Source organism: Mesorhizobium sp. M0816 (assembly GCF_040320005.1).
Taxonomy (GTDB): Bacteria; Pseudomonadota; Alphaproteobacteria; order Rhizobiales; family Rhizobiaceae; genus Mesorhizobium.
Genome location: NZ_JAMYOT010000001.1, coordinates 21,909 through 47,142, shown reverse-complemented (window position 1 = coordinate 47,142; position 25,234 = coordinate 21,909). Strand labels below are relative to the sequence as shown.

Here is a 25,234-nt window from a genome sequence, read left to right as displayed (position 1 = left end):
ACCCTTGAGCGACCCGAGACACACCCTGTCGCCAGCGTTGTCGACATAGTAGTGTCGTTGCCGCCATAGCCGACCATCGTATCGGCGCCGCCACGGCCGGCGGCTTCGCCAGCCTGTTCGACGCCACGCCCGCGCAATGTTTCAAGGTTCCATCTGACGTGGCCTACCAGGCGGCCGCACTTGCCGAGCCGCTAGCGGTCAGCCTGCACGCCGTCGCGCGGGCGGGCGACATCAGGGGCCGCAACGTCATCCTGTTCGGTGCCGGCCCCATCGGTCTCTTGACCATGCTCGCGGCCAGGCTTGCCGGCTGCGCTGAGCTTACGGTCGCCGATATCGCCGCCGCTCCGCTCGCCTTCGCCCGCAGTTTGGGCGCCGACAGGACGATCGACCTTTCCGGCGGCGACGCCGAGCTCCAGGCGCTTGCTGCCGGCGGTTCGCTTGATGTGGCGTTCGAGATTTCTGGCAGCGCGGCCGGCCTTGCCGCGGCGATCGCCAGTGTCCGGCGCGGCGGCACGGTGGTCCAGGTCGGCAATCTTCCCGGTGGCCAGATCCCGCTGCCTGCCAATGCAGTGATGGCCAAGGAGATCGACCTCAAAGGCACCTTCCGCTTCGGTACGGAGTTCGGTCGCGCAGTCGATTTCATCGTGTCGGGAGAGGTGGACGTCCTGAAACTGGTGACCGCCGAGCGCACGCTTTCTTGCGCCCCCGATGCCTTCCGACTTGCCGTCGACCGTTCACAGAGTGTCAAGGTCGTGCTGACCGCGGACTGAATCATGGTTTTGCCAGATCGTTAGCAGCCATAACTCATTGCGAACGGACGAAACTCAGAACGCGCTCGACGTATATGCTCCCACCCAGGTCTCCGGTTAAACTCGGGAGCAATACCGGCAGCTTGCTGTCAAAATTGTTGGCAGCAAATCCGCTCGCGATTAAAGCCCCTTCGTCGCGAGATTTTGCTTAGTTCGGCCATTCCTCGTCCTGCCAACCGCGCGCTGCGTGGATCACCCGCAAAATTGAAATGCTTTCCCGGCCGCCCTTGGCGGTCACGGCATAAGCGATGATGTAGGGCAGGCGACTCACAGGCTTTTCATAGGTGCCGGATAGACGGCCGGGTCGCCCGGTTGCCATTTCCCCAAGCGCGGCCCCTGCGTCCAGAATCCGGTCTGCGACCAGGCGCGCAGCGCGCGGATTATCCTGCGAGATATAGGCGATCTGTTCCTTGATGTCGTCCAGCGCACCGCGAGACCACTGAACGGCTCGCGTCACACCTTGCGGCCCATGCCGGCATCAATCGCGGCATAAATTTCTGCCATGGCCTTATCATGAGACACGATGCGCCCAGCTTCGACATCAGCAAGGCCGCGCTTGATACCTTCAATGATTTCAAGCTCGCGATCGACATACGCTGCGACGGCTTCACCTGCGAGGAACGACTTGCTACGCCGGGTGTCGGTTGCGATCCGGTCGAGCTTTTCCTTTACATCGGGACTGACGCGAATTGTCATAGTGGTGCTAGCGGCCATAGCGGTGTCCTGTGTTGATCTGTGTACACCTTAGCACAGAGCGCCGCGCTGGTCCATTATCCCTTGACCGCCGAGCCGACGATCGAATCCACGAAGAAGCGCTGCAGGAAGGCGAAGAGCATCAATGGCGGCAGCACGGCGAGCGTGGCGCCGGCCATGACCAGTCCTGTATTGAGGGCGCCTCTGTTGTAGCTGAGCAGGCGGCTGAGGCTAATGACGATCGGATAATCCTCTGCATTGCCCTGCAAAACTGTCAGCGGCCACAGATAGCTGTTCCAATGATAGACGAAGGCAAACAGCGCCAGTGCCGCGATCGCGGGCGCCAGACTGAATCGAGGATGCGCAAAGTCCCTATTTTGCGAGGCAATCGGCGCTTCACTGTGCGGGTACAAATAGAATGTGCGACCGTGCTGGCTTCCCAGCATCAGGATAGAGCATACGCCTGTAACCTTCATAGCCCGATGCCGCGCTTCTTTCCCAGGTTCCAATCCACGCCCCCCGTATCCGAGCACACGACCCCGATGACTTGATTACCCAATCGCTTTTCGAGCGACGGCGACCAGGGCACGAGCTTGAATTCGAGCCCATTGTCGATCATCGCGAGCCGGCCTGAAGCCAGCGAGAAACGCCGCCGGTAAATCCCAGCCACATGATCGCCGTTGGCAGCCTTCGTGAATGAGAGGCCCGTCTCGGCGGCGAGGCGGGCACCGAGCGATTCCACCTCATGATCGTGTAGAGTATCGATCAGATTGCGCACAAGAATGACGCGCTGTCCCTCGCGCCTGGCCAGATCGCGGCTGACAAGGTGGTCGACCCGATCTTGCAGTGCCTGTCTTACGTCCCTGCCAAAGCCGCCGTCACCGAATTCGGCAGGCTCGCGTGCAACGAGTTGGCGATCGAGCCAAGTCGCGCCGGAAGCATGGACCTGCTGTTCGATTGAGAGGTCGGAGCGGACCGCGAGCGTGACCCGGCCACCGCCATTTGCACTCGCATCGCGGCACAACTCCACGACCGAGCCCGGGTCGGAGTCTCCGGCCGCATCAGGGTCATGGAAGCGAATGTGGTGCGTGCGTCCATCAATGCCATCGACGATGGCATAGGCCGCGCCGCGCCGTTCGTCATCAAGGCCGCGTTCGAGCAGTCGGCCGATCACGGGCGCATCAATCTTTTCGGCGGCCAGCACATAGTCGGCCGTCCCTTTTTCTAGCCCATGCACAGTGAGGCTGCGGTGCATGCGCTTGATGGTGTCGCCGCGTTCACCGAGGGCGCGCAAAGTGGCCTCGGCCTCTTCGACCACCATCCACTGGCCGGGACCGATCTCGTTCGCGAGGCCCAGGCTTTCCAGTTGCCGCAGCCGGCCGACTTTGAGCCCCAGGAACTCGTCGGGCCGGCGATCAGGGTGTGGCGCGAGATCAATGATACCATGACGGTCGGCGTCACGAACAAGCTGGCGATCGAGCTGCGTCCAGCGCTCAGTGTCGACCTGGTGCTCGATGGCCTGGCGGATGTCGAGGTCCGTGCGGAGCCCAAGCGTCTGGGTGAGAATGTCGCTCGCCCGATCGCGCATGCCCTGGCGGATGTAGTCGCGCGAGATGACAAGGCTCTCGCCATCGTCGGCAACGCCGCGAACGAGGATGTGAACGTGCGGATGTTCGGTGTTCCAGTGATCGACGGCTATCCAGTCGAGCCTCGTGCCGAGGTCGCGCTCCATGTCGACCATCAGGTCACAAGCGAAGTTCTTGAGGTCGCCGAGCTCCATTGCATCCTCCGGCGAAACGATGAAACGGAAGTGATGCCGATCATCCTTGCAGCGGTCGCAGAAGGCGTCATGATCTGCATCTTTGGTGTCGGGACCGAACATCCTCGCCTTCTCACCATCACGTGTAACACCTTCGCGGCGAAGATATTTGAGATGGGTGGCGAGTGGCGCAGACCCTCTGAACTGCCGTACCACACGGGTCTTGACGACGGCGCCGCGTGAGCTGTCAGAGATGAGGCGACTGGCGCGGATGCTCGCTGACCTGCCGCGGCCAAACGTTGAAGCTCGCGGGGAGGTGATCCGACCCTCGCGTGTAAGGTGCCCGCCGGCGCGCTGTGTGGCCGCAAGAGCCTGGAAGATGAAGGGTCGTGCGCGCTGGCCGGCGCGGGAGCGGATGCGACCGGGGCGGACGCGAAAGCTATCGTCACGCTTCATGCTAGACGGCCACGAGGTGCGGTTTCCATTGAAAGACTGAAAAATTGGGAATAGCGCACATCGCTGATTGTGCCAGCACATTGCGAAATGAGACGAAAATCGTAAGGAAAACAATCGGCCGAACCGAGCCGCACCTCGCGGCCCTTTATCCTGCCAATCTCTCTGTTCTCATCCACAGCCAACCCTTCCGCCGCAATTTCCGCGACGGAACAGGCCGGAATGCAATTGAGGAGGAACGTGGCGATCATCGCGATATGGCTAAAGAGGGCTGAGCGAATAGGCCGGAAACAGCGTGGTTCGATTGGAAATCGGTTTCACCCGGCCGTGGCTCGATCGCGGTCAGGTCCGCAACAGGATTGCCCATTGGCGACCGCATTGCGGACGAATGAATCGCCGCAAAGATCGTCTCGCCATAACCATTGCCATCCGATGCAGTGGCGTTCCGAATGTCATGGGGATGCGCAAAGATCGTTGCACGGAGCGAGCTGGCTCTGCCCCTTCCCTGCCGCGCGCGCCGCGGACTGAGAACTGCACCATCGAGCAGCGGCGCGAGTTTCCTGACGTAGTCGACCGTCTCGCGTGGCAGCGGACGGCCGGTTATGAGATGTTCCGTGTACCGACCAGGACCGGCATTGTAAGCGGCAAGAAAGCCGCTGCGCCCGAAGCTGTCGAGCATTTCGCGAAGATATGCTGCACCTGCAAGAATGTTGTCACGCGGTTGATAGGGATCGTCACCGAGACGGTATTTGATGCGCAGTTCTTCCCACGTCGCCGGCATGATCTGCATCAAGCCCATTGCGCCCTTGCTTGAAAGCGCACGAACATCGCCGACGCTCTCAACATGCATGACGCCGCGCAGCAACCGCTCTGGAATGGCGAAGCGTTTTGACGCTTCCCGGATATGCCGCGACCACGGGCCAGCCGACAAGATCGTCGACTCGGAGTGCGCCGGCCGTTCACCATGAGAGGAAGCCGCTGCACCAGTTTCGGGCGCCACGAAGCCGAGCATGACACATGCGGCAAACGTCGTCATGCCTCTGTGGGCTGCATCCCGCAGACCGCAGAACCGATGCGCTGCCAGCCTGCGACGGTGTTCGCTTCCGTTAAGGGCAGGGGCTCGCCGATCGAACCGGCTTTGCCAAAACTGTGATGAAATCGGCGTCCGCAGCCACAAGCAAGTGTCCGGCCCCCTCTGGGCTGCCTCGCGGGCGGTCGGATCGAAGGGTTTGACCGGCGCGCAATGGATCAAAAGGGTTGGCGAGAAAGATTCGTCGAAGGGCTCCAGAAGCATCTGTTCAGCCTCGCCCGTCGCGCTTCGATGATCGGTTCCAGTGCAGGCTCCAGACGCTGTTCTCTGCATCGGACCGAAACAGCTTGGCGCGGATCGGCTGCGTAAAGGACGGGTCGTCAATTGAGACGGAGAGGTAATCCCCAGCCTTGTCTCCGGCGCGGTCCCAAGCCGCACCGACCGCCATCCCTTCGCAATAGATCAGATGGTCGGGCGCGTTTTCGGTTTTGGATTTCTCGGCAGGCAGGATGGCAATCTTCGCCTCGATTGTTAGCGTGGAGAGATTGCCGAAGAAGCCGTCATCATTGCGCGTGAAGGTTCCGATCTGGGTCATTGCAGTGCTCCTTTCTGAGTGTTAGTGCGCGTCGAGCCGAGCCGTCACGGCTCGCTAGCGAGGGGATCGTTGGTGATATCCAGCACCGGAGTGGTGCGCTCCGTGGTCCAGACGGGAACCGCACGGCCAACGATCGATGAGAGCGGGAGCGGGCCGAAATAGCGGCTGTCAAAACTGTCGGCTGCACCCGGATTCATAAGGAAGACGTCGGCCTCGGCAATGTCGCGGCAGCCCTGCCAGATGGGCAGGGGTCGACCGCGACTGTCACGCTCGCGCGCATGTCCATACGTCTTGCCGTTGACGATGATCGTTGTGCCTTGGCGACAGACGGTTGCGCCCCCGAGTGCCAAAATACGCTTCAGGAGCGGCACATTTTTCGGCAGATACCCGCGTCTTGCCATGAAGGCCGCCAATGGCTCGGGCGGCATGATGACGGCGATATTGGCAATACCGATTTTGTCGGCCGGCTGGACGCGATAGAGCCCGACGGGGATGCTCGCCGATGCGTTCCAGATGGATATCGGCGGATGGCTAATCCATGCCGGCGCCGCGGCGAGCACTGCGCCGCCAACCATGGTGGCGATGATCTTTGTGCGCTTGCTCATGACTTGATCCCGGGGCGCAGCAGGCAAGCTTTAAGACGCTTGCCCGTGTATGGACTCGGCTGCTCGCGTGCGGCTATCCGGCTGTGGACGTGCCGCCGTTGACGCGGCGACCTGAAGGTCAGGGTTTGCTGCTGTTTCGCCGCTACCAGGCGGCGCGGTTGCAATCTCCTGGCTTGCGCGTGGATGTTTTGCGACACAGCCCAGACCAGGATGGCAGCGTTCCAAATCGTTGCCATGCCGTGCACACTTGCCGCCTCTACGCAGGTCGATTCTTCGCGCGCATGAGAGTGGATCGGTGTCAGGCGGCGGGATTTCACCAATAAGACGAGCTGCCACGCCACGACGTCCCGCGTGCTGCGTGGAGGGAAGTCGGATGAGGGGACATGAGGCAGCGCAAATTGCTGCTGAACGGTCTCGCGATACTGCATTTTCGGTGCGCCACAGATCAGGAGCTGCGGTCGCGCCTGCCGACATAGGCGGGCGCGCGGGCTGCATGGGGTTTTGCCGGCGGAACATAGGTCGCGTTGGCATCGCTGGTGGAAGTGCGTGCGCCCAACTCTATCCAGGCGTGCAGGTCGTTGATGTCGTAGAGAACGCGCCCGCCGACCTTTCGGTATTTTGGGCCGGTGCCGTAGGTCCGGTGCTTTTCGAGTGTGCGGGCGCAGAGCCCGACGATGGGTGCTGCCTCCTTCGTGCGCAAATACTTTTGGGGCGCGTCCGCGGGACCCTTCGACATCGCTCGATCTCCATTCGGTTCTGCTGTCGTCCTGGCCTGCCGGGACGCGCGAAGTGGACCATGATCGAAATCAGGAAAGGCGAGGGAGGGCAAAGATTGGGGGGCGCGTTTTTGCTACCCCGAAGAAGGACTTCGGCGGCCGGACTTTTCGCTGCGGTTGTGGGGGTAGAAGAGAAGATCGCGATAGCCGCCGGCGACTAAAAAAGCTGCACGGCGTAAGATAGCTCGGACCTTGTGGCGGAGATGATGATCACGCCAATCTCGCGGCACAATCGGCTCCTGCGAAAACAGCACCTCCGCGAGCTGACGATAGGTTGCACCCGTGCGGTGACCATCATGTGCGCGTAAATTGAGGATATGCCTGATCTTGGTCTGTTGCGGCAGCGCGCCGTAAGATGGACTGGCTGCCCGGCCGTTCAGTGCGCGCCAGAACCGGCGCGCTGCATCGAGCCGCGTCTCGAATGCAGCGTCGAGCGGCAGAAGGATAGCGTTGAATTCACCGGCGCGGTCGTCAGCGACGAGATAACTTTTCCCAATTAAGGTAGACCAAATAATGTGAAGGCCTTCGTCCTGCGGCCAAACGCTGGCTCCGCCAAGGCTGGAAGGTCGAACTGTCTGATGGGATGCAGATACCCGCATGACCCTGAGCACGCGCGGCGAGGCCTGTTCTGTCCAGATGATATTGTCAACTTTCGGAAGTCCGGCACCGGCAGTTTTGAAATCGCGCGCCCCAACGGGCGGCGAGATCGGGCTGACCGGCAGGTTCTCCAGAACCAGCGAATTGCGATGCAAGCTGGCTGCACTCTGCCACGAATTCGTCATTCCGGATCAGATACTCGGCAGCGAACTCCGTAGCCTGGTAGCTGCACATGTGTGAATACGCCGCCGGATCGGTCCAATCGCCTTGCACTGTTCCTGTCCTCTCCGCGTACCCGGATGTGAGGCGTCGGCGTCAACATTCCAGGGGGATAAGGAAGTTGGATAGTTTGAGAGTCGGCAAACCATTATGCCGATTCAGCAAAATGGAGCGCCGGCCGCGTCAGTGCGGAGCGCCGCCAGCGAGAAGATATCGGTAGCCGCTGGTCGTCATCCATCGCGCGCGGGCAAGATGGGTCTCCCAGGACCGGAACGCTCGTTCCGGCTCCTGCTCCGGGTCTATATGCAAGACGATCCTGGCCACCTCTCGCCAATCGGCATCTTCCGCTGCCGCGTCAAGCAGGCGAATGTAGGTGAGCAGACGCTCCTCGTCATAGCCGGTCAGGACCGGGGCATCCGGCGCAATGTCGGCGACATCAGGATCGAGCAGCGGTTTAAGCATGGTATTTGACCGTTCATATTTCGATCGCGATCTCGAAGGAGCCGTCCTTTAGATCGAGCACCAATCATAGCGAATAGGAACGATCATTCCTAGAACGATAGTTCCCTTTCTGGTCCCTAATCCGTCATGAATCTCAAGGAGATCATGGCGGCCAACATGCGTCGTCTGCGCCATGACCAGAACGTGACGCAGGAGGAACTGGCCGCCCGCTCTGGACTGAGCATGCGTTACGTCGGATCGATCGAGCGCGCTCGGGTCTCGGCCAGCATCAGTGTTCTTGGGAGGATCGCAACTGCGCTGAATGTGGACCCATGCGAGTTGATCAGAAAATCGGCACCGTGAGTTGACGCGGGAAGCACCGCGAATTTTCGATTATCGGCGAGGCAACATGCAGGAATGAAGTCTCCAGCCGGGAACACGACAGGTAGTCGCCCCAAAGTCCGACGGAGCTCGTTGCGCAGCGACTGCGCTCATCTTGTCGTGAAAAGGAGGACGGCCCCGCCCTGTTCGTCCGGGCGGAGCCTTGGTCGGGGCCTTACTCCGCGTTGCGGCGGCCGTTGGGGCGCGACCAGATGAGGCTGTAGCCTTCGCCTTCCTCATCGTTGAAGAGGTTGGCGTAGATCGGAGCAGTGAAGCTCGGATCGTCCAGCTTCACGCCGAGATAGTCGCGGCCGTCATTGGAGCGCTTGGACCATGCGGCGCCGATCTCGACCCGCCCGACGAAGACACGGTGGCTGGGGGCGCTGTCGCCAGAGCGGTTGGTCTCGGGCACGACGCGGACGTTCTTGGTCTGGAGCGAGAGAGTGACGATTTCGCCGGTGAACTCGTTGTTGCCGGTCCTCTTGAAGGTTCCGATTATCGCCATGAGTTTTCTCCTTGAACTCTGTTTCGAGCCCGCACCATTGCGGCCTCGATGGCGATCGGCGGGCCGGAGGCGATCGACGCCGCATCGCTTGCGACCGCAGCGCCAGCGGAGGATGGCAGCCAAGCGACTTTGTTGTTTGGCGAGGAATGACGGCGCAGCCGGCAGGGGAAGAAAGTCGATCGGCGCCATTGCGGCTTAGGCGATCGAGGCGCAGCCGACCTTCGGCCAGATCAGCCCATTAAAGAGGCCGTTTGGAGCGGCCCACCAGATAGAGACATCAACGGAGAACCTGGCGATACCGTCGCTGGCGAAATCCCGGCTACGACGATCACCGGCGTCGATGCTCCTCTGTACAGGCATCGCGAAGTCGCAAGCTGTTGTCAGCAACGCGCATAAGACACGCACGTGATGGTTCAAGTCACGGCTGACGTGCACCACCGGATATGCGCTATCTTTGGAACGAGACGGCACGCCGTGGTGGATTCGAACTGTGCGTCGCGCGATGCCGAGTCAGCGACGACGCTAACAATGCGACGGCCGAAAAAAGCATCCTGCCCACGCCGGTTGTTCGGTGAGTTCGCCCAGATCCAGGCCCTGTTCGGTTAAACAGGCGTCGTTATTCGCAGCTGTGATGCCAGCTGCGACGCAGCTGAAACGTTGACGGCAAGCGTGACGGCGTCGCGCGCCTTTGCTAGGGCGCGGACTTGAGTATCGCAAAAAGACGGGCGGCGCTGGGAGCCTGAGATCCGGCATCCCGGGCCAAGCACTCCAGCGAGCTGCAAATACAGTACGCGCTGCCCGATCGCGGCCGTATCGTACAATCGAAAAAAGGGTAGGGGCGGGCAGCGCTTACGCGCCGCCTCCCTTGGGGCGGAAGTCGAGGACTGGGATGCCGAGCTTCTTTGCCTTGTCTGCAAGATTGTCCTGAATTCCGGTCCCGGGAAAGACGATGACGCCTATCGGCAGTACCTCCAGCATTGCGTCATTGCGCTTGAACGGGGCGGCTTTGGCATGCTTTGTCCAATCAGGGGCAAAGCCGATTTGGGGTACCTTGCGGTGGTCTGCCCAACAGGAGGCGATCTTTTCGCCACCCTTCGGCGATTTGCCGTGCATCAAGACCATGTCGGGATGCCTGGCGTGGACCTGGTCGAGCTTGGCCCAGATCAGCTGGTGGTCATTGAAGTCGAGCCCAGCGGTGAAGGCGATTTTCGGGCCAGGTGGCAGAAGGACTTCCTGCGAGGCGCGTTTCTTGGCGCTGAGAAAGTCGCGGCTGTCGATCAGCGCAGAGGTCATGTTGCGGTGGTTGACCATCGATCCGCTGCGCGGTCGCCAACTCGATCCGGTGTGGCGCTCGTAGTGCTCCGCGGCCTGATCACGCATCAGTTCGAAGGCGCTTTGGCGTTCGATTAGCGTCTGCCCTTCGGCCGTCAGGCGTTCCAGGTCGACGGATTTCACTTCGCTGCCGTCCTGCTCACGCTGGCTGCGGCGTTGCGCCTGCTCGTTGTGATCGAGTTCGCGCTCGATCCGATCTGCGGCGCGGTGAAAGATGTTGACGGTCGACCACAGAAGATCGTCGAGATCGGGCTCGAGGCGAGTGTCTTGCAGTGCCGCGATGAGGGCGTCGAAGATGTCGGCGATCGCGCCGGCGACGCAGTGGCCCTCTGGAAGCGGTCGAGGATCAGGCTCATCCGCGAAGGGTCGGTAGCCATAGAGCTGGAGTTCGGTGAGGACGAGGTCGATGGGTGAAGACGAGTGCTGTGGTTCGTAGTCGTCATGCTCGCTCATTGGATGCTCCGCCGGTTGGACCGCGACCCTCGCGGCCTTCATGGCGACGGAAGCCGGCGGACGGGACGGACCTGCACCCGCAGCGAAGCGAAGGGCCGGAGTGTCAGCGGAGGAGGGTGAAGGCCGGCTATTTTGCTTCGCGATGGAAAGCGCTCCCTTGGGGAGCGCGCCGGAAAATAGTCGGCCGAAGACATTGCGGGTCCGGGTCGTTTGCTGGCCGATCGCCCTCTCGAAGGCCCGCAGGCGCGGTTCTCTCCGACTTCAGGAGCATCCAAGCGATGCAAGCGACAGCGGACAGGCTGTTCGTTCCGAGTTATCCCGCCACTGCCATGAAACGGCCGATGTCCTGCGGGGCGAGCTGAACACGGACTGCTGCTCGAACGGCATCCACGCCTAGCGTACAGAGATCTTCGTTGAGGTCCCCAAGTGCCGGCGAGAGCACGACCGCCTCGATCCCGGCAGCATTCGCTCTTTCGATCAAGGTGTCACGCGCGCCGTTACCGGCTGGATCGGCGTCGCGCACGATGTAGAGCCGTCTCAGCGTGAGGGGGAACAGCATGGCAGCAAGATGGGCGGCCGAAAGTGCCGCTGCCATAGCCATATCGGGCAGGATGCATCGAAGCGACAAGACGGTCTCGATGCCTTCGCCGCCCGCCATGACGTCGCCCGGCAGGCCAAAGCGAACCGCGTGACCGAGAAGATCGCCCATCGCGCGCCTCGGCGTACCGACCGATGCCTTGCCTCTGCCGGAAGGATCAAGCCAGGTGCGATGTGCGCCAGTCAAATGGCCGTCGAGATCGGTGACGGATGCGATCATCGCCGGCCAGGTCTCAGTCGGCGCGTGTTCGTCGGGCCGGTAGTAGCAGCGCGGGTGAAAACGCAGGCTTTCGGTCCCGTGCAAAGCGGTAATACTGCGGTTGCGCAGATACGCCTCTACGACCGTACCCGCAATCGGCTGCGACATCGTAAACAGCCGACGCGCTGCTTCAGATGATCCGGATGGCGTGTCTACCGATTTCGGCCGGGGAGAAATCTGCTCTGGTTCGGGATGCGGCAAGCCGAGAAACGTCATTGCTTCATTCGCAACGTCCTTGAAGTTGCTGAAGCCGCGGCTTTCGCGGATGACGTCTAGAAGGTCCCCATGCTCGCCAGTCGCCGCATCGGCCCACTTGCCGGCGGCTCCTTTTCCGTTCGCTGACCCGACGAGACGCACGAACATTGAGCGGCCCGGCGTGTTTTGCACATCGCCGACAAGCCAGTAGCGGCCCTCGCGATGCCCGTTTGAAAGATAGTAGCGACAAACCGCCTCAGCCTGCTGGCCGAGGCGGTGCGCCAGTTCTGACGCATCGTGGCGGGCCATCACGCATCCTCCCGCGTGTCGATGCGCTGGACTGGATAGCCCTTCAGCAACTTGCCCAGAATTGCGGGTCCAGATGCGTCGGCGGGCACGAACATGCGCAGCTTCCAGGAGATGATCTCTCGGAAGAGGCCGTAAGCCGAAAGACGGTCACGCATTGTGTCGTTGAAGCCCGTCAGCTCGATTCGGCTGACGCCCATGAGGCGGCTGCGCCGAAGCTGCAGACCATCGGCGAGGTCGAGGATCGTTCGACCGCCCAGTAGCGCAACGAAAGCATCACTGGCTGTGATCGAAGGCGAGCTTGTTGCCAGTGCGCCTGCGATCCATGCTGGCGGGACCTGACGACCGATGATGCGCTCGCCATCGTCAGTCTGGAGCCGGTACACACGTGAGAATTCCCTGGGCAGACGCTTCCAGATCGGCAGCAGCATGCCGGCAACGACATGGATAGTGCTGTCCGTGAATTCGGGCACGTCAGCCGTCTCGACACTCCAGGCGTCAGCGAATGCAGCCTGCTCAGCCTCAACCCAGTGGCTCTCCGCCATCATCTTCAATGAGGCCTGATGGTGCTCCATCGGCCGGATCAGCCGGACGCGCCATTCGATCTCGCCATTGTCGAGCATCAGCGCTGGCGCTGGCACCTGTACGGCGGCGCGGCCGGATCGGTTGTTGACCAGGAGCTTCGCGCGGGGATCGTGAAGCTGAGCAAGGGCATCGGCAAGTGAAACGGGTCGATTGCGCTTGCGCTGGGCGATGGTCAGCAGTCGCGTTTCCGCACCGGTGGCGGCATGGACATGGATGACGCGTCGCTCGGTGACGACGAAGCTCTCCGCACGCAGTGTTTCCAAGCCGATGTCGTAGGCACCGGAGGCGATGGCGCCCTCGATTTTCGCATTTAGCAATTGCTCGAAGGCCGTAAACAGAACGGTTTGAAGCGCGATGGTGAGCGCCAGCAGCCGATTGAGGAAGGTCGTGATCGGCGGCAGCTCGTCCTTGATGCCGGTGGAGTCCGTCAGCGTGAGGCCGGTCGCCTCCTCGAACATCTGGAGTGAGCAGCCGTCCACCTTGTCGCGAACCAGCAGCAGGTAAAGCTGCCGCAGCGCGTCGCGGGCATAGTGCGACTCCAGATTGTCCTCAGGGCGAAATAGGCCCTGGCCGCCGGTCTGGCGCTGGCCGCGCGTAATGGCGCCCAATGTGTCGAGCCGCCGGGCTATCGTCGAGAGAAAGCGCTTCTCAGCCTTCACATCGGTCGCAACCGGCCGGAACAGCGGCGGCTGCGCCTGGTTCGTGCGGTTGGTGCGCCCCAAGCCCTGGATGGCGGCATCGGCCCTCCAGCCCGGCTCAAGCAGATAGTGAACTCGAAGGCGGCGGTTCTTCGCAGTGAGATCAGCGTGATAGCTGCGGCCAGTGCCACCGGCGTCGGAAAACACCAATATGCGCTTACAGTCATCCATGAATGCCTGTGCCTCGGCGAGATTGGCCGATCCGGCGCGGTTTTCGACGACAAGGCGATCGATGCCTCGAGTGCTGGTCTTGCGAACGACGCGGCGCGACCGGCCTGTCACTTCCGCTACGAGGTCGGTGCCGAAGCGCTGTACGATCTGATCGAGTGCCCCCGGGACGGGGGCCAGTGAAGCGAGTTGCTCGATGAGGCGATCGCGGCGGGCGACCGCTTCGCGGCTCTCGACGGGCTGGCCGTCGCGATAGACCGGACGTGACGACAAATTGCCTTCGCTGTCGGTGAACGGCTCGTAGAGTTGCACGGGGAAGGAATGCTGCAGATACGAGAGGACATATTCGCGCGGCGTGATGTCGACGCGAACGTCGTTCCATTCCTCGGTTGGAATTTCCGCGAGGCGCCGTTCCATCAGTGCCTCGCCGGTCGAGACGATCTGGATGACGGCGGCATGGCCTTGATGGAGATCGCGCTCGATCGAGCGTATCAGGGTCGGCGTCTTCATGCCGGTGAGCAAATGCCCGAAGAAGCGCTGTTTCGTGCTCTCGAATGCCGAACGTGCAGCCGACTTTGCCTGACGGTTCAGTGTCCCGGTCTCGCCTGTGACGTTGGCGGCCCGCATTGCGGCGTCGAGATTGTTATGAATGACGCTGAACGCTCCGGCATAGGCGTCGTAGATGCGGGTCTGCTCGGAGGTAAGCTGGTGCTCGACCAGCTCGTATTCGACACCATCGTACGAGAGCGATCGTGCCGTATAGAGACCGAGTGCGCGAAGGTCTCGAGCCAGCACTTCCATGGCGGCAACGCCGCCGGCCTCGATCGTCTCGACGAATTCGGCCCTGGTCGTGAAGGGCAAATCCTCACCACCCCATAGGCCCAAACGCTGCGCGTAAGCGAGGTTGTGGACGGTGGTTGCGCCCGTCGCCGAGACGTAGACGACACGGGCGTTCGGCAGGGCGTTTTGGAGGCGGAGCCCGGCGCGTCCCTGCTGTGAGGCGGCGACGTCGCCGCGTTCTCCCTTGCCGCCTGCGGCGTTCTGCATGGCGTGGCTCTCGTCGAAAATGATCACTCCGTCGAAGTCGGTGCCCAACCATTCGACGATCTGCCGCACGCGCGAGACCTTCTCACCGCGTTCGTCGGAGCGCAGCGTGGCGTAGGTGGTGAATAGGACCCCTTGATCGAGGCGGATGGCCTTGCCCTGCGGGAACCGCGACAGCGGCGCGACCAGCAGGCGCTCCATGCCGAGAGCAGACCAGTCGCGCTGGGCGTCTTCGATCAGCTTGTCTGATTTGGAGATCCACACCGCCTTGCGGCGGCCCTGCATCCAACTGTCCACGATGATGCCGGCCGACTGGCGGCCCTTGCCGGCGCCCGTCCCGTCGCCGAGCATGAAGCCCCGGCGGAATCGCACGGCGTGCGCAGCATCGTCGCGCGCGGCAGAGACAAGATCGAAGGTGTCGTCCACCGTCCAGGAACCGGCGAGGAACTCCGAATGGGCCTCGCCGGCATAGATGATTGTTTCTAGCTGCGCGTCGGACAACAGGCCGTCGCTGACAACCTTGGCAGGAAGAATCGGCCGGTAGCTCGGCTTCGGCGGAGCAACCGATGCCATCGCCGCCGATTGAACCAGCTTGGTCGGATGCGGATGGGCGCCCGGAATGCGGATCGCCTGCAACCCGTACTCCTCATAGATGCCATCGGTGATGTGCCTACTTTCGGCAGGCCTCCAGTCCAAAGTCTCGTAAGCAAGCTCGGCGCCTTCCGGCTCGGCGAGGCTGCGCACCGGAGAGGAAGCGGCGGATCTGGCGAGATCACCGCGCACCGTGCGCGCTGTGGGCCCCAGTGCCTTGACGGCGGGCGCAAAAGCCGAAGCGCTGACCGGCAGCCGTGCGGGAACGTGCTCGCCAATCCTGGCGATCAATGTGGCGACATCGGGCGCCGTGCCGGCTGATGCTGGAAAGGTGCCTGGAATGTCGGCCGGCAGTTTGTCGATGACGGTCAGCCGGGTCTCGACGGTGGTGCCATGCCTGGCGTAGACGGCGCCGTCGATCGCGGCGGTGAACACCACGCGACCGCGCTCCTGGAGCCTGACGAAGGACTCGCGCCAGATGGGCAGCTCTGGGGAAAAATTTGCGCCTGTGATTGCGACAAGCCGCCCGCCCTCGGCGAGCCGGGCCAGCGCAGAGGCGACGTGACGATAGGCAGCGTCGGACACGTGACCCGAGACATTGGCCAGAACCGAGAACGGCGGGTTCATCAGCACGACGCTTGGTGCAATGCCGGGATCGAGATAATCATCGATCTGCGCTGCGTTGAAGCGAGTGAGGGGGATAGCCGGAAAGAGCAATGAGAGAAGCCCGGCGCGGGCCTCGGCCAGTTCGTTGAGCAGCAACGTGCTGCCGCTGATCTCGGCCAAAATAGCAAGTAACCCGGTGCCGGCGGAGGGCTCAAGCACGCGGTCGGCAGGGGTGATTGCCGCGGCAGTCACGGCCGCCAGACCGAGCGGAATGGGGGTGCTGAACTGCTGAAGCGCTTCGGTCTCTTCGGAGCGGCGCGTGTGAGTTGGGAACAGGCCGGCAATCTTGCCCAGCATCGGAAGTGCGGCGGCCGCAGAACCGGCTTTGCGGAAAAGCGACTTTCCGTATTTGCGCAGGAACAGCACCGTCGCGACTTCGCAAGCGTCATAGGCTGATTTCCAGTCCCATGCGCCGGACGCATCGGAGGCACCGAAGGCAGCTTCCATGGCCGAGCGAAGGTTCGAGGCGTCGACGCGCTGACCGCGTTCGAGATGGGGCAGAAGAAACTGCGCCGCGCTGTGGATGGCGGCAGCTGGTTCGACAGCCGGGGATGAGACAAGCGGAAGCGGCACTGCCGGAGCGGCAGTCTTCGAAGAAACATCAAGCATGGAGAAAACCTCGAGGAGAGCGGAACGGGAATGAACCGGGCGGCCCTCTCTCTCGACCAATCCGGCTCAAATCCGCCTTGGCCGGCCTCTCCCCTCTGGACTGCGGTCCTGCCGATAACGATCCTTCTTCGATCCAGGCGCTGCGCCGCTACCCGCCGTCAGCCCAACGACGACAGCGGCAACGCGGTTGGCAGCCCGGGGGCGATATCTTGGCACGCAGTGGGGACGGCGGGGCAGCAGCCGCCGACCGAGAAGGACGCGGCAGAAGCGGCCAATTGGCTTTGCCCATGTGCGAGAAAGTGAGCGTCCGGCAGGGGTAGGAAAGGGCGCGGAGCGGCCGCAGCCGCTCCGCGCGAGGCGATCTATTCAGCGGCCATGTGCGGTTCGCTGTCTTCAATCTGCGCATCGTCGTCTGAGAGGAATTCGGGCAGCTCTTCCCCATAGCCGTCGGCGCCGGCGCCGCTATCAGCGCCAGCACTGCCGTCGAGGTCGACCAGGCGCAGCGGCTCGGGCAGCCAGCCACTATCGGTCAGCAAGCGCTCGGCTTCCTTCGCCATATCACCCTTCTTCAGATGGTCGATAAGCTGTGCGGCCTGTTCCCCCTTCGCCTCTCGCACTGCCTCGAGAATGCGAGACTTGGTGATGCGGCCGAGATAGTTTTCGACTGTCGGTGTCCAGCCGGCGTCGACCATATCGAGACCGACCGCGCGTGCCAGTCGATCAGCTTGCGCGATCCGCTGCCGAACCCCGTGTGCCGAGATAGCGCCGCCATAGCGGTCGGCTTTCTCGTGGAGCGCGTTCACGCCGTAGCTGACGCAATGGGCGAGCAACGCCGCGCGGCTGGTCTCATCAAGTGAGGCGATCCGGTCCCAAAGTGCATCGTCCTCGGTCGGCAGGTCCGATTTCCATGCCTCATGGCGTTCGGCCACCGATTTCGCCGAGGGGCTGTCCTTCAGGTCACCTGCCTGCAGAGGGAAGAAGACGTGACGGATCGAGGCCTCCAGGCACCCGTTCGTGGTGCGGTGCTGGAACGTGTCAGTGACCAGCTTGTGCAAGAGCGCTGTCATGGCGACGTGAGGGTTGCCGGCAACCGCATCGCGCAACGCCAGCGTCCGGCGTGCGGTCAACTCTGTCACCAGTCGGTCCGGCAGGGGCTTGACCGCATCGTCCTCGTCTTCCTCGCACTCGACTGCCTGGCCGCCAATGGTGACAACGGCACGGTGCACCGACGAACTGTCGGCAGCCCCGGACCCGCCGTCCCTGTTCGATTCATTCGCGCCGTCAAATGACATCGGCGGCACGTCCTCAGGCCGGAGAAAGCCGCGGTCGACCGAGAGCGAGCCGTCGGCGTCGATGCTGACGAACGCGCCGGCGATGGCGATGTCGGCCGGATCGAACTGCCTTGGGCGCTTGTCGAAATTGGCGAGCGCGGTCTCGATTTCACCGAGTCGCTGATCGACGTCTTCGGGCAGCTCGTCAGCACCCTCATATTCGGTTTCAAGCTTGGCATGCTCGGCGTTGAGGGCATCGATGGTAGCCTGCTCCTCGGCAGAGAGATCGAGCGGATCACTCTGCAGCTGATACAGCCCACGCGTTGCGTCGTAGGGGAAGCTGACAGCGACCTCGACCCACTTCCAACCCTCGGCTGCAACTTCCTGGGCAACCGCCTTGAGCTTCTCGGTGACCAGGCGGTCCAACAGCGCTGCATCCTGCAGCCAGCCGCCGTCATCCGACTGGAACAGGTCGTGCATGACGATACCACCCGCGGCCTCATAGGCGTCGGTCCCCACGAAGACGGCGCGCTTGTCGGAGGCGCGCACCGTCGTTTCGGTCAGCATGCGCCGGATTTGATAGGGCTCTTTCGACCAGGCATCCCTGATTGCCTCCCAGATCTGCTCCTGGCGAGCGCGGTCTTCAGAGACCGTGAAAGCCATGAGTTGCTCCAGCGTCATCCCGTCATCGGCATACACATCGAGCAGCACTGGCGAGACAGAAGCCAGCCTAAGCCGTTGCTTAACGACGTTGACCGGCACGAAGAAGGCTGCGGCAATCTCCTCCTCGCTCATGCCTTTTTGGCGCATGTCCTGGAAGGCGCGAAACTGGTCGAGCGGGTGCAGCGGCGCTCGCTCGATGTTCTCGGCGAGCGACACTTCCTCGGCAACGATCGCGCTGTGACGGGCGCGCACGACACAGGGCACGAGGGCGGTCTTGGCGAGGCGCTTTTGCTTCACCAGCAGCTCAAGCGCGCGGAAGCGCCGGCCTCCGCCAGGTACCTCAAACATGCCAGTCTCGTTACCGTCGCTGTCGACGACGGGCAAGACGCTGAGACTCTGGATCAAGCCGCGGCGGGCGATCGAGGCCGCAAGATCCTCGATCGAGATGCCGACCTTGACGCGCCGGACATTGGACTGGGAGAGCACCAGCTTGTTGAAGGGAATGTCGCGCGAGGACGACAGGGTGATCTTCTGAACGGCAGTAGCCATCGGGATGTACTCCGCGACGGGCGGCCGAGAGCCTCTCTCTCGACCTCCAAACCCGTCATGAGAATTCCGTCACTCCTCGCCCTCTGATGTGCTCTGCAGCCAAGCGACACTTGTCGCGGAGCAGCCGGTCGGTCTTGGCGCCCGGCAACGACTTCGCCGCAGCGGGGTCCGGCATCGAGGCAGACTTCGGTCATGAACGCATCCGCAGGAAGACGCCGAACTGGAAGCGGGCGGCCATTACGCTGCCTCCCGCCGATCGTCGTCAGCGGCGACTTTGTCGGGCAAGAACCCCAAGAGATAATCCGCAGCCCTGCTTGCCAGAGAGGCGGCGCGAACGATCGCACGGTTATCCTCGCGCAGCACCTCCAGCCACGAGCCGATATAGTCGGCGTGACGCACGGTCGGCGTGATGCCCAGCGAGGCGCAGCAGAAAGCCGCACTTATCTCGGCAACCAGCTCTTCGAAGGCATACTTCTTGGTGCCGAAGGAACCAGACAAATCCCGGTTGAGGCGTGAGGCATGACCGGTGGCGTGCCCGAGTTCATGCAGGGCGGTCCGGTGCCAATTGATCGGCTCGAAGTAGGCTTGGGGTGGCGGGACCCGCACATAATCGTGGGCCGGAGCGTAGAAGGCGCGGCTGCCACCAACCCGGAAATCGATCCCCGTCTGCTTGATCAGCCTCTCGACCTTGGGCTCGATCAGGCCGAGTAGGGGCGGGGGCGTGGCCATCGCAACACCGTCGGGCAGCCCGTCGCACTGCGCGGCGTTGAACACCGTGAAGCGTTTGAGGAATGGGATCGATCGGGCTTGCTCGCCGGTTTCGCGGGCGCGTTTTTTCTCGTCGTCGGGCACGAACCGATGGGCGTAGACGACTGTCGTTCCATGCTCACCCTTGCGGACGCTACCGCCAAGCGCGAGCGCCTGGCGGAAGGTCAGCCAGCTCTGTCCTGAAAAACCCTGCTCGATCACCGAACCCCAGAGGATCAGGACATTGATTCCAGAGTATCGCCGGCCAGTGGCGGCGTTCTTCGGCATGGCGAGCGGCGCCTTCGCAGCTGCCATTCCCCATGGCTGAACCCAGGGCAGCCGACCGGCCCCCAGCTCGCCGATGATCTTGTTGGTGATATCGTCATATACGCTGGCCCGGGTCGGGGCAGCCTGGTGCCGATGCTTGGTCATTGCTAGTCTCCGCGCCGGGCGCCGGGAGCCTCTCTCCCAGCCTTCAACCCGTCAGTGCGCCAAGCGCGGGCCCTCTAACTCTATGGACTCGAACGAAGATTGCGGTTGCTGACCAACTCCGAGGTGGAAGACACCGTTCGAAACCGCAGCGTGAGGCGATCAGCAGAACCCACTAAGCCGGGCGCACGGGAGTAGGCCCAAGCGACCCGGCAGTGAGTCCATGGAAACGGAAGCCGCACAGATAGCCGAAGCCAGTCAGGAGCGGTTTCACCGGCCACGGAAGTGGGGAGCCAGCCGAAAGGCTCGTGGAGTGCGCGTCAGCGCAACCGCTCCGATTAGCAGGTCAAAGGAGCATCTTTGCCGCAGGCGCTCCAGTCGGCGCTTTTCGCAGCCGTATATTCAGAGAAAAGATCGTGCGGCAGGGCATCCGGAATGGCGAGACAGAAAAGTGTGCTCAATGCGACCCGCGATCCGTCTGTTTCCGAGCGAAACTATCGGACCATAGAGATTGGCTGAGGGCTCCGTTTTGAAAATCCCCGAACAATTCGACGAGACCACGCCCCTGCGCGTCGCGATTGCAGCACGAATTGCCTTTCCCGATGGCTCGATGTGCGCAGCAGGCCTACGCAAGGAACGTGACGCCGGCCGACTTGAAACCGAGCTAATCGCAGGAAAGGAGTACGTCACCTTGCTGGCGATCACCAGAATGAGGGAACTATGCCGCGGGCGTCGAAAGGGCCACGCCTCGTCTGGCGCGGCGAAAGCTGGAAAAAGGACGGAACACTCCGAAACAAAGCTGGATGGTTTATCCGCGATCGAACAACGTTCATCAGCGCTGGCAGCGGCGAAAAAGGCCATCCAGGACCTGAAGCTGAAAAGGCGCTCGCGGTCTACATCGCCGGCAAGTACCACCGAGCGCGCGGTGCCGAAGATGTCTTGATAGCCGATGTCGTCAGCGTCTACCTGAGAGAGGTTGCACCGAAGCATGCCGCGCCGGAAGAGACGGCGGCTCGGCTGGACAACATCCTCGATTTCTTCGGTGAAAAGACGCTCGCCGCTATCAACGGCAAGCTTTGCCGCGACTACGTCGCGTTCTGTCCCACCGAAGCCGTTGCGCGCCGCCAACTCGAGGATCTTCGTGCGGCCATCAACTACTACCGCAGGGAAGGCCACACGACTGCCGCACCGACGATTGTCCTGCCTGACAAGGCCGGTGCGCGCGAGCGCTGGTTGACGCGCAGTGAGGCGGCCGCCCTTATCTGGGCCGCGTGGCGTATGAAGCAGAAATGGAAGGGCCAGGAGAGCGACCGGCGTACCGGGCGACACCTCGCCCGCTTCATGCTTGTCGCGCTTTATACAGGAACGCGCTCTGCCGCAGTTTGCGGTGCCGCCATCCGTCCCACCAAAGGGCGTGGTTATGTGGACCTCGACCGCGGCATCTTTTACCGCCGCGCCGATAGCGCAAAGAAGACCAAAAAACGCCAGCCGCCTGTGCGCTTGCCGGACAGGCTGTTGGCGCATCTCCGCCGCTGGGCGTGCACAGATCTCGATATCAGGACCAAGGCGCGCGGCAAGAGCGCAAATATTGGTCGCAAGATATCGCAAGACTTTGTGGTGGAGTGGAATGGAAAGCCGGTGGGGTCGGTCAAGAAGAGCTTTAGGAGAGCTCGCGACGCTGCCGGCCTCGGTCCCGACGTCACTTCGCACACGCTTCGCCACACCGCTGCGACCTGGCTGATGCGGGCCGGCGCCGACATGTGGCAGGCCGCGGGCTTTCTCGGCATCACCGTGGATGTTCTGATCGATACTTATGGTCACCATCATCCCGACTTCCAGGCAGACGCCGCCGAGAAGATCGCGAAGAAGCACGTCGCCGCCAAGGCGACGAAAACCTCGCTCAGGATAGGTGGCGATGAAAACGTGAACTTGGCCCGATCGCACCACAGGTTCCCCACACAAAGCCCGAAAGGAAATGCAATCATTGCGGAGCGAGCGTGACGAAGGAACCCGGGAACCTGCGGCTTTGCCGGTAGCGCACATCGTTCGGGACGATGGGGTCGCAGGTTCAAATCCTGAGCGCGCTCAGGTCCCTCCTGTCTGAGCGACCACGGGGCGAGCGGTTGAGCGAACAACAGAACCGCTTGTGAACGCGCCGTGTCAGATCGAGCTTTAGACCCAAGGCTTTTCTGTAACGAACGCTGGCTATCGACCTGAACGTTACCTTGGTGGCGATCGATGGTGTGATGTCACTTCGGAACATACCCTAAAATGACCGCTTTGCGCCGTATGCACGAACCCGCTTCGCGGGAGGGTCGCCTGGTTCTGAGGTGACGCGTATTCATAGGCCTTGAGCAGGTAAAGCCTGCGATTTGACCATGGAGTTCCCTTCAACGAGAGGAACTTGCCACGGCTACCTTGTCGACCGATGCTCCGATCACGCCGCTTCGCAGCGCATGCAGCAAGACATGCTGATGCGGGCTTGGGACCCCATAGGCAGCAGGATGCCGGGCGGCGGCATCGCGCCGGACGGATCACGCTGGATATCGTCGCGGCCGGCCTTCGTTCTTCCAGTCAGAGTACTGGCCAACTTGTTCCGCCGTCTGTTCCTGACCCGGCTGGTCGCGCTGCACGACGCCGGTCGGCTCGCCTTCTTCGGATCGGCGGCGCACCTGGCCGACCATCAGGCCTTCCTGCGTCATCTGAAGCGCCGGTCAACAGGATGCTATGTGCACGTTGCCGTGGCGCCGGTCGTCACGCACACCAATCCCGTCGGAAGCAACGCTACAGGCTCTGCGACCTGGCCCGGAAGCCGCTTCCACGACATGCCCAATGCGGGGTTCGCGACAAGCGCTGGCACCCCCGAGGCACAAATCCCCATAGGCAATCGTCCGCGGCCCGCGGGTTCCTGCATGAGAGACTTTCGTACGCCTGACGCCACCAGAAACGCTTCACCAAGTCAGTCATTGCTGCGGACTTCGCCATCGCCGAAAAGCGGACATTGCCGAGGACTACGCTGCAGGTCGAGGTTGCTCCATCTCCTGCTATTCACAGCTCTCGATGATCTAAGCTAACCGGACGCGGTCTGGCCGTCTCTCAATGACGGGCTGGAAAGCGTGTCAGCTTGTTTTGCTTGGTTCTTTCGATTTAGGATACAATTTCGGAAGCAATTCTGCATTTCCTTGAAGGACCTAAAGCCGAGGCGCGGTGCGAGGCGGGATAAGGTTGTCGGGGACACTCCGCATCGGCGCGCGATCGCGGCGGCATTCTCGAAAGCCACGTAGTCCGGCTGCGCAAACATCACCCGGGCGACAGTTTCCAACTTCGTGGGAAGTACGAGCTCCTTTTTCGCAATCAGCATTTTGAGTTCGGCGAGCGTTGGCACCGGACTGTCGCGAGATACGACTTGTCTACCGCCCGCTCGTGAGGAATCAGATAGCCCCACACGCATGGTTCTCACTGTTTGGCTGCTTGCATGAACATGTCGAACTCGGCATCCCCAATCGGAACAGTATGCTCGTCACCGGGATACCTACCGGAATCGACGTCTGCCTTGTATTCCCTGAAGGCGACAAGGCGCTCGTCCTGGATCTTCTGCAGTTCAGGGCCAAGGTGTCGGTAAACCTTTCCGTGTCGCGGCGTGTGGTTCTTGCCGTAACCACACACATCTTCCGTGAAGAGGTACTGCGCATCCGCATACTTGCCAGCGCCCATGCCAAGCATGACAAGCGATGAGTTTTCAGCCAAGAATTTCGCGACCCGATCGGGCACGACTTCCAGTTCCGCTCCGAAGACGCCGATCTCCGCAAGTTTCTGGGTGTGTCGCCAGAGGCGCATCGCTTCGTCCGCGGTCTTGCCGACTGCGCGCCAGCCCGTCCAGGTGATGTATGACGGGATTAAGCCGATATGGCCAACGACAGGGATGTAGTTGTCGCAAAGTGCCTTCTGGATGTCGTAAGACGCCGCACAATAAAAGGCGTCACCACCAATGCCAGCGAAGTGGAAGGCTGCACGCAGATAATCCTCTGCTGTCGCCAGCGGGCGGCCAGCAAAGCTGCCCCAGCTGCCATATGGCAGGCCGACCTGTACGAAACAGTCGCCCGCTGCCTGCCGCATATCCGAATCGAAAAATCGACCCTCGATGGAAAGTATATGAATGCCTGCTGCGGCAGCGGCACCTGCCTCGTCGGGCGTGCTGACGAAGAGCATGGAGATTTTCTGTCCATTCTTCTTCATCTTTCGGATGTCCTCGACATGAGGACGGTTGTGATACATGCCCATAATCAGCCTCCGCTGCAGTTCAGGCGACCTTGAAAATGAGTCTGCGAGCGGTGTTCGGATCGGAAAGCATAGTCGGATAGCTTGCCGCGCTTGATCATAACGCCCAAACCCGCATCGCACCTATGATGACCGTTCCCGGCATAGCTCACACCGTAAAAGCCCGCCGAAAAGCGTCCAACGCCGCTTCCGGATCGTTTTGGGCAAACGCCTCCAAACCCACCGGCCCGCGGTATCCCATGTCGAATAGAGCTCTCGCGATGTACCGCCAGTTCATCTCGCCCGTTCCCGGCTCGCAACGACCCGGGTTGTCAGCCACCTGCACCTCGCCGATGAACGGCAGGCACTTCTCGCACCAGCGCACAATATCGCCCTCGCCGATTTGAGTGTGATAGAGGTCGAGATTGATACGCAATTGCGGTCTGTTGATCGACGACACCAATGCCAGCACTGCTGCCGTCGAGCCGAATGGGCAGCCGGGGTGGTCAAGCCGGTTCAGATTCTCGAGCGTGAAGGTTACATCTTCGGCCTCGGCCATGTCACAGATGCGGTTTAACGTGTCCCGCGCCTTGAGCCACATCGGGCCAGTCTCGACGTCAGTTTTTACAATAGGAATGCCGCCCTCGCCGAGACCGGTGCCATGCAGGTTCAACCGAGCAACTCCGAGGCGCTTTCCGACCTTCGCGGTCTCGAGCGCCGATTTTAAGAGAATGTCGGCCCCCTCATCATCGGCGAGCCTTCCGTCGAGATAGCCGTTCATGATTGTGAAAGTCGCGCCCGTCTTCTCGAGCTCCTCGAGGTCATGGTCCGGCCAATTCCACAATCCGATGCCGAAACCCATCTCATGCAAGCGCGCGACGCGCCAAGCAATTGGGCGATCAAGCCAAAGCATCTCGGCGCAGGCGGCCAGCTGGAAGGGTTGGCCCATGAT

Annotated in this window: 24 protein-coding genes and 2 pseudogenes; 5 read left to right on the top strand and 21 right to left on the bottom strand. The window is 62.0% G+C overall.

Annotated features, from left to right (window positions below):
* Nucleotides 1-98 precede the first annotated feature (98 nt).
* Nucleotides 99-770: pseudogene (locus NKI17_RS00250) on the top strand (zinc-binding dehydrogenase); the annotation flags it as partial.
* Nucleotides 771-957: 187 nt separating this feature from the next.
* Here the strand turns inward: NKI17_RS00250 and NKI17_RS00245 are convergent.
* The 13 genes from NKI17_RS00245 to NKI17_RS00185 form a co-directional block, all read right to left on the bottom strand.
* Nucleotides 958-1,266, bottom strand: coding sequence for a type II toxin-antitoxin system RelE/ParE family toxin (locus NKI17_RS00245; protein ID WP_023674278.1), 309 nt, complete (start codon nt 1,264-1,266; stop codon nt 958-960).
* A complete protein-coding gene (locus tag NKI17_RS00240) occupies nt 1,263-1,523 on the bottom strand; it encodes a CopG family ribbon-helix-helix protein (RefSeq protein ID WP_031211112.1) in 261 nt (86 codons plus the stop codon). The genes NKI17_RS00245 and NKI17_RS00240 overlap by 4 nt, the downstream gene beginning before the upstream one ends.
* 56 nt (nt 1,524-1,579) lie before the next feature.
* Nucleotides 1,580-2,011 carry an ABC transporter permease family protein gene (locus NKI17_RS00235; protein ID WP_352905235.1) on the bottom strand — a complete coding sequence of 144 codons (432 nt, stop codon included), beginning with the start codon at nt 2,009-2,011 and terminating at the stop codon, nt 1,580-1,582.
* The gene (locus NKI17_RS00230) at nt 1,975-3,717 is read right to left on the bottom strand and encodes a relaxase/mobilization nuclease domain-containing protein (protein ID WP_031211113.1); all 1,743 of its coding nucleotides are present in this window, start codon (nt 3,715-3,717) and stop codon (nt 1,975-1,977) included. Before NKI17_RS00230 ends, NKI17_RS00235 begins: the two co-directional genes overlap by 37 nt.
* Nucleotides 3,714-3,965, bottom strand: a complete 252-nt coding sequence (locus NKI17_RS00225) for a hypothetical protein (RefSeq protein ID WP_156937256.1) — start codon at nt 3,963-3,965, stop codon at nt 3,714-3,716. The genes NKI17_RS00230 and NKI17_RS00225 overlap by 4 nt, the downstream gene beginning before the upstream one ends.
* The gene (locus tag NKI17_RS00220) at nt 3,962-4,726 is read right to left on the bottom strand and encodes a lytic transglycosylase domain-containing protein (RefSeq protein WP_352571221.1); all 765 of its coding nucleotides are present in this window, start codon (nt 4,724-4,726) and stop codon (nt 3,962-3,964) included. Before NKI17_RS00220 ends, NKI17_RS00225 begins: the two co-directional genes overlap by 4 nt.
* Nucleotides 4,727-5,012: 286 nt before the next feature.
* Entirely contained in the window at nt 5,013-5,339 is a 327-nt protein-coding gene (locus NKI17_RS00215; RefSeq protein ID WP_023674284.1) for a DUF736 domain-containing protein, read from the bottom strand.
* 44 nt (nt 5,340-5,383) lie between these two features.
* Nucleotides 5,384-5,944, bottom strand: a complete 561-nt coding sequence (locus NKI17_RS00210) for a S26 family signal peptidase (RefSeq protein ID WP_352571222.1) — start codon at nt 5,942-5,944, stop codon at nt 5,384-5,386.
* Nucleotides 5,941-6,372 carry a replication initiator protein A gene (locus NKI17_RS00205; protein WP_023674286.1) on the bottom strand — a complete coding sequence of 144 codons (432 nt, stop codon included), beginning with the start codon at nt 6,370-6,372 and terminating at the stop codon, nt 5,941-5,943. Before NKI17_RS00205 ends, NKI17_RS00210 begins: the two co-directional genes overlap by 4 nt.
* Nucleotides 6,373-6,389: 17 nt before the next feature.
* Nucleotides 6,390-6,680, bottom strand: coding sequence for a helix-turn-helix transcriptional regulator (locus NKI17_RS00200; RefSeq protein ID WP_023674287.1), 291 nt, complete (start codon nt 6,678-6,680; stop codon nt 6,390-6,392).
* 114 nt (nt 6,681-6,794) lie between these two features.
* On the bottom strand, nt 6,795-7,319 hold the full coding sequence (locus NKI17_RS00195; RefSeq protein WP_352571244.1) for a DUF2285 domain-containing protein: 525 nt from the start codon (nt 7,317-7,319) through the stop codon (nt 6,795-6,797).
* A 46-nt stretch (nt 7,320-7,365) separates the two neighbouring features.
* Nucleotides 7,366-7,551, bottom strand: coding sequence for a transcriptional regulator domain-containing protein (locus NKI17_RS00190; protein ID WP_352455880.1), 186 nt, complete (start codon nt 7,549-7,551; stop codon nt 7,366-7,368).
* A gap of 168 nt (nt 7,552-7,719) precedes the next feature.
* Nucleotides 7,720-7,998, bottom strand: a complete 279-nt coding sequence (locus tag NKI17_RS00185) for a DNA -binding domain-containing protein (RefSeq protein WP_023674289.1) — start codon at nt 7,996-7,998, stop codon at nt 7,720-7,722.
* Between the two features lie 126 nt (nt 7,999-8,124).
* Between NKI17_RS00185 and NKI17_RS00180 the strand changes: the two genes are divergently transcribed.
* Nucleotides 8,125-8,340: a helix-turn-helix domain-containing protein gene (locus NKI17_RS00180; protein ID WP_023674290.1), complete on the top strand. Its 216-nt coding sequence runs from the start codon at nt 8,125-8,127 to the stop codon at nt 8,338-8,340.
* 193 nt (nt 8,341-8,533) lie between these two features.
* On the opposite strand, the gene NKI17_RS00175 is transcribed toward NKI17_RS00180, so the two are convergent.
* The 6 genes from NKI17_RS00175 to NKI17_RS00150 all read right to left on the bottom strand — a co-directional run bounded on the left by NKI17_RS00175 (nt 8,534) and on the right by NKI17_RS00150 (nt 20,028).
* Nucleotides 8,534-8,863, bottom strand: a complete 330-nt coding sequence (locus NKI17_RS00175) for a DUF736 domain-containing protein (RefSeq protein ID WP_023674291.1) — start codon at nt 8,861-8,863, stop codon at nt 8,534-8,536.
* Nucleotides 8,864-9,712: 849 nt separating this feature from the next.
* Nucleotides 9,713-10,648 carry a DUF2493 domain-containing protein gene (locus NKI17_RS00170; RefSeq protein WP_352571223.1) on the bottom strand — a complete coding sequence of 312 codons (936 nt, stop codon included), beginning with the start codon at nt 10,646-10,648 and terminating at the stop codon, nt 9,713-9,715.
* A gap of 313 nt (nt 10,649-10,961) precedes the next feature.
* Entirely contained in the window at nt 10,962-12,008 is a 1,047-nt protein-coding gene (locus NKI17_RS00165) for a DUF7146 domain-containing protein (RefSeq protein WP_352571224.1), read from the bottom strand.
* The gene (locus NKI17_RS00160) at nt 12,008-16,366 is read right to left on the bottom strand and encodes a strawberry notch-like NTP hydrolase domain-containing protein (protein WP_352905234.1); all 4,359 of its coding nucleotides are present in this window, start codon (nt 16,364-16,366) and stop codon (nt 12,008-12,010) included. Before NKI17_RS00160 ends, NKI17_RS00165 begins: the two co-directional genes overlap by 1 nt.
* 362 nt (nt 16,367-16,728) lie before the next feature.
* Nucleotides 16,729-18,849 (bottom strand): ParB/RepB/Spo0J family partition protein, encoded by a 2,121-nt coding sequence (locus tag NKI17_RS00155; protein ID WP_352905233.1) that lies wholly within the window; start codon nt 18,847-18,849, stop codon nt 16,729-16,731.
* 237 nt (nt 18,850-19,086) lie between these two features.
* The gene (locus tag NKI17_RS00150; RefSeq protein WP_352905232.1) at nt 19,087-20,028 is read right to left on the bottom strand and encodes an ArdC family protein; all 942 of its coding nucleotides are present in this window, start codon (nt 20,026-20,028) and stop codon (nt 19,087-19,089) included.
* 508 nt (nt 20,029-20,536) lie between these two features.
* Here NKI17_RS00150 and NKI17_RS00145 point away from each other — a divergent pair.
* From NKI17_RS00145 to NKI17_RS00135, 3 genes and pseudogenes are all read left to right on the top strand, one after another.
* Nucleotides 20,537-20,968 (top strand): excisionase, encoded by a 432-nt coding sequence (locus NKI17_RS00145; RefSeq protein WP_352757347.1) that lies wholly within the window; start codon nt 20,537-20,539, stop codon nt 20,966-20,968.
* Nucleotides 20,965-22,026: a tyrosine-type recombinase/integrase gene (locus NKI17_RS00140; RefSeq protein ID WP_245274606.1), complete on the top strand. Its 1,062-nt coding sequence runs from the start codon at nt 20,965-20,967 to the stop codon at nt 22,024-22,026. The genes NKI17_RS00145 and NKI17_RS00140 overlap by 4 nt, the downstream gene beginning before the upstream one ends.
* A 503-nt stretch (nt 22,027-22,529) precedes the next feature.
* Nucleotides 22,530-22,730, top strand: a pseudogene (locus NKI17_RS00135) (transposase); the annotation flags it as partial.
* A gap of 751 nt (nt 22,731-23,481) precedes the next feature.
* On the opposite strand, the gene NKI17_RS00130 reads toward NKI17_RS00135, so the two are convergent.
* Complete coding sequence (locus tag NKI17_RS00130) at nt 23,482-24,306, bottom strand: 3-methyl-2-oxobutanoate hydroxymethyltransferase (protein WP_352905231.1); 825 nt, start codon at nt 24,304-24,306, stop codon at nt 23,482-23,484.
* Between the two features lie 145 nt (nt 24,307-24,451).
* Nucleotides 24,452-25,231 carry a TIM barrel protein gene (locus tag NKI17_RS00125; RefSeq protein WP_352905230.1) on the bottom strand — a complete coding sequence of 260 codons (780 nt, stop codon included), beginning with the start codon at nt 25,229-25,231 and terminating at the stop codon, nt 24,452-24,454.
* Nucleotides 25,232-25,234: the final 3 nt, after the last annotated feature.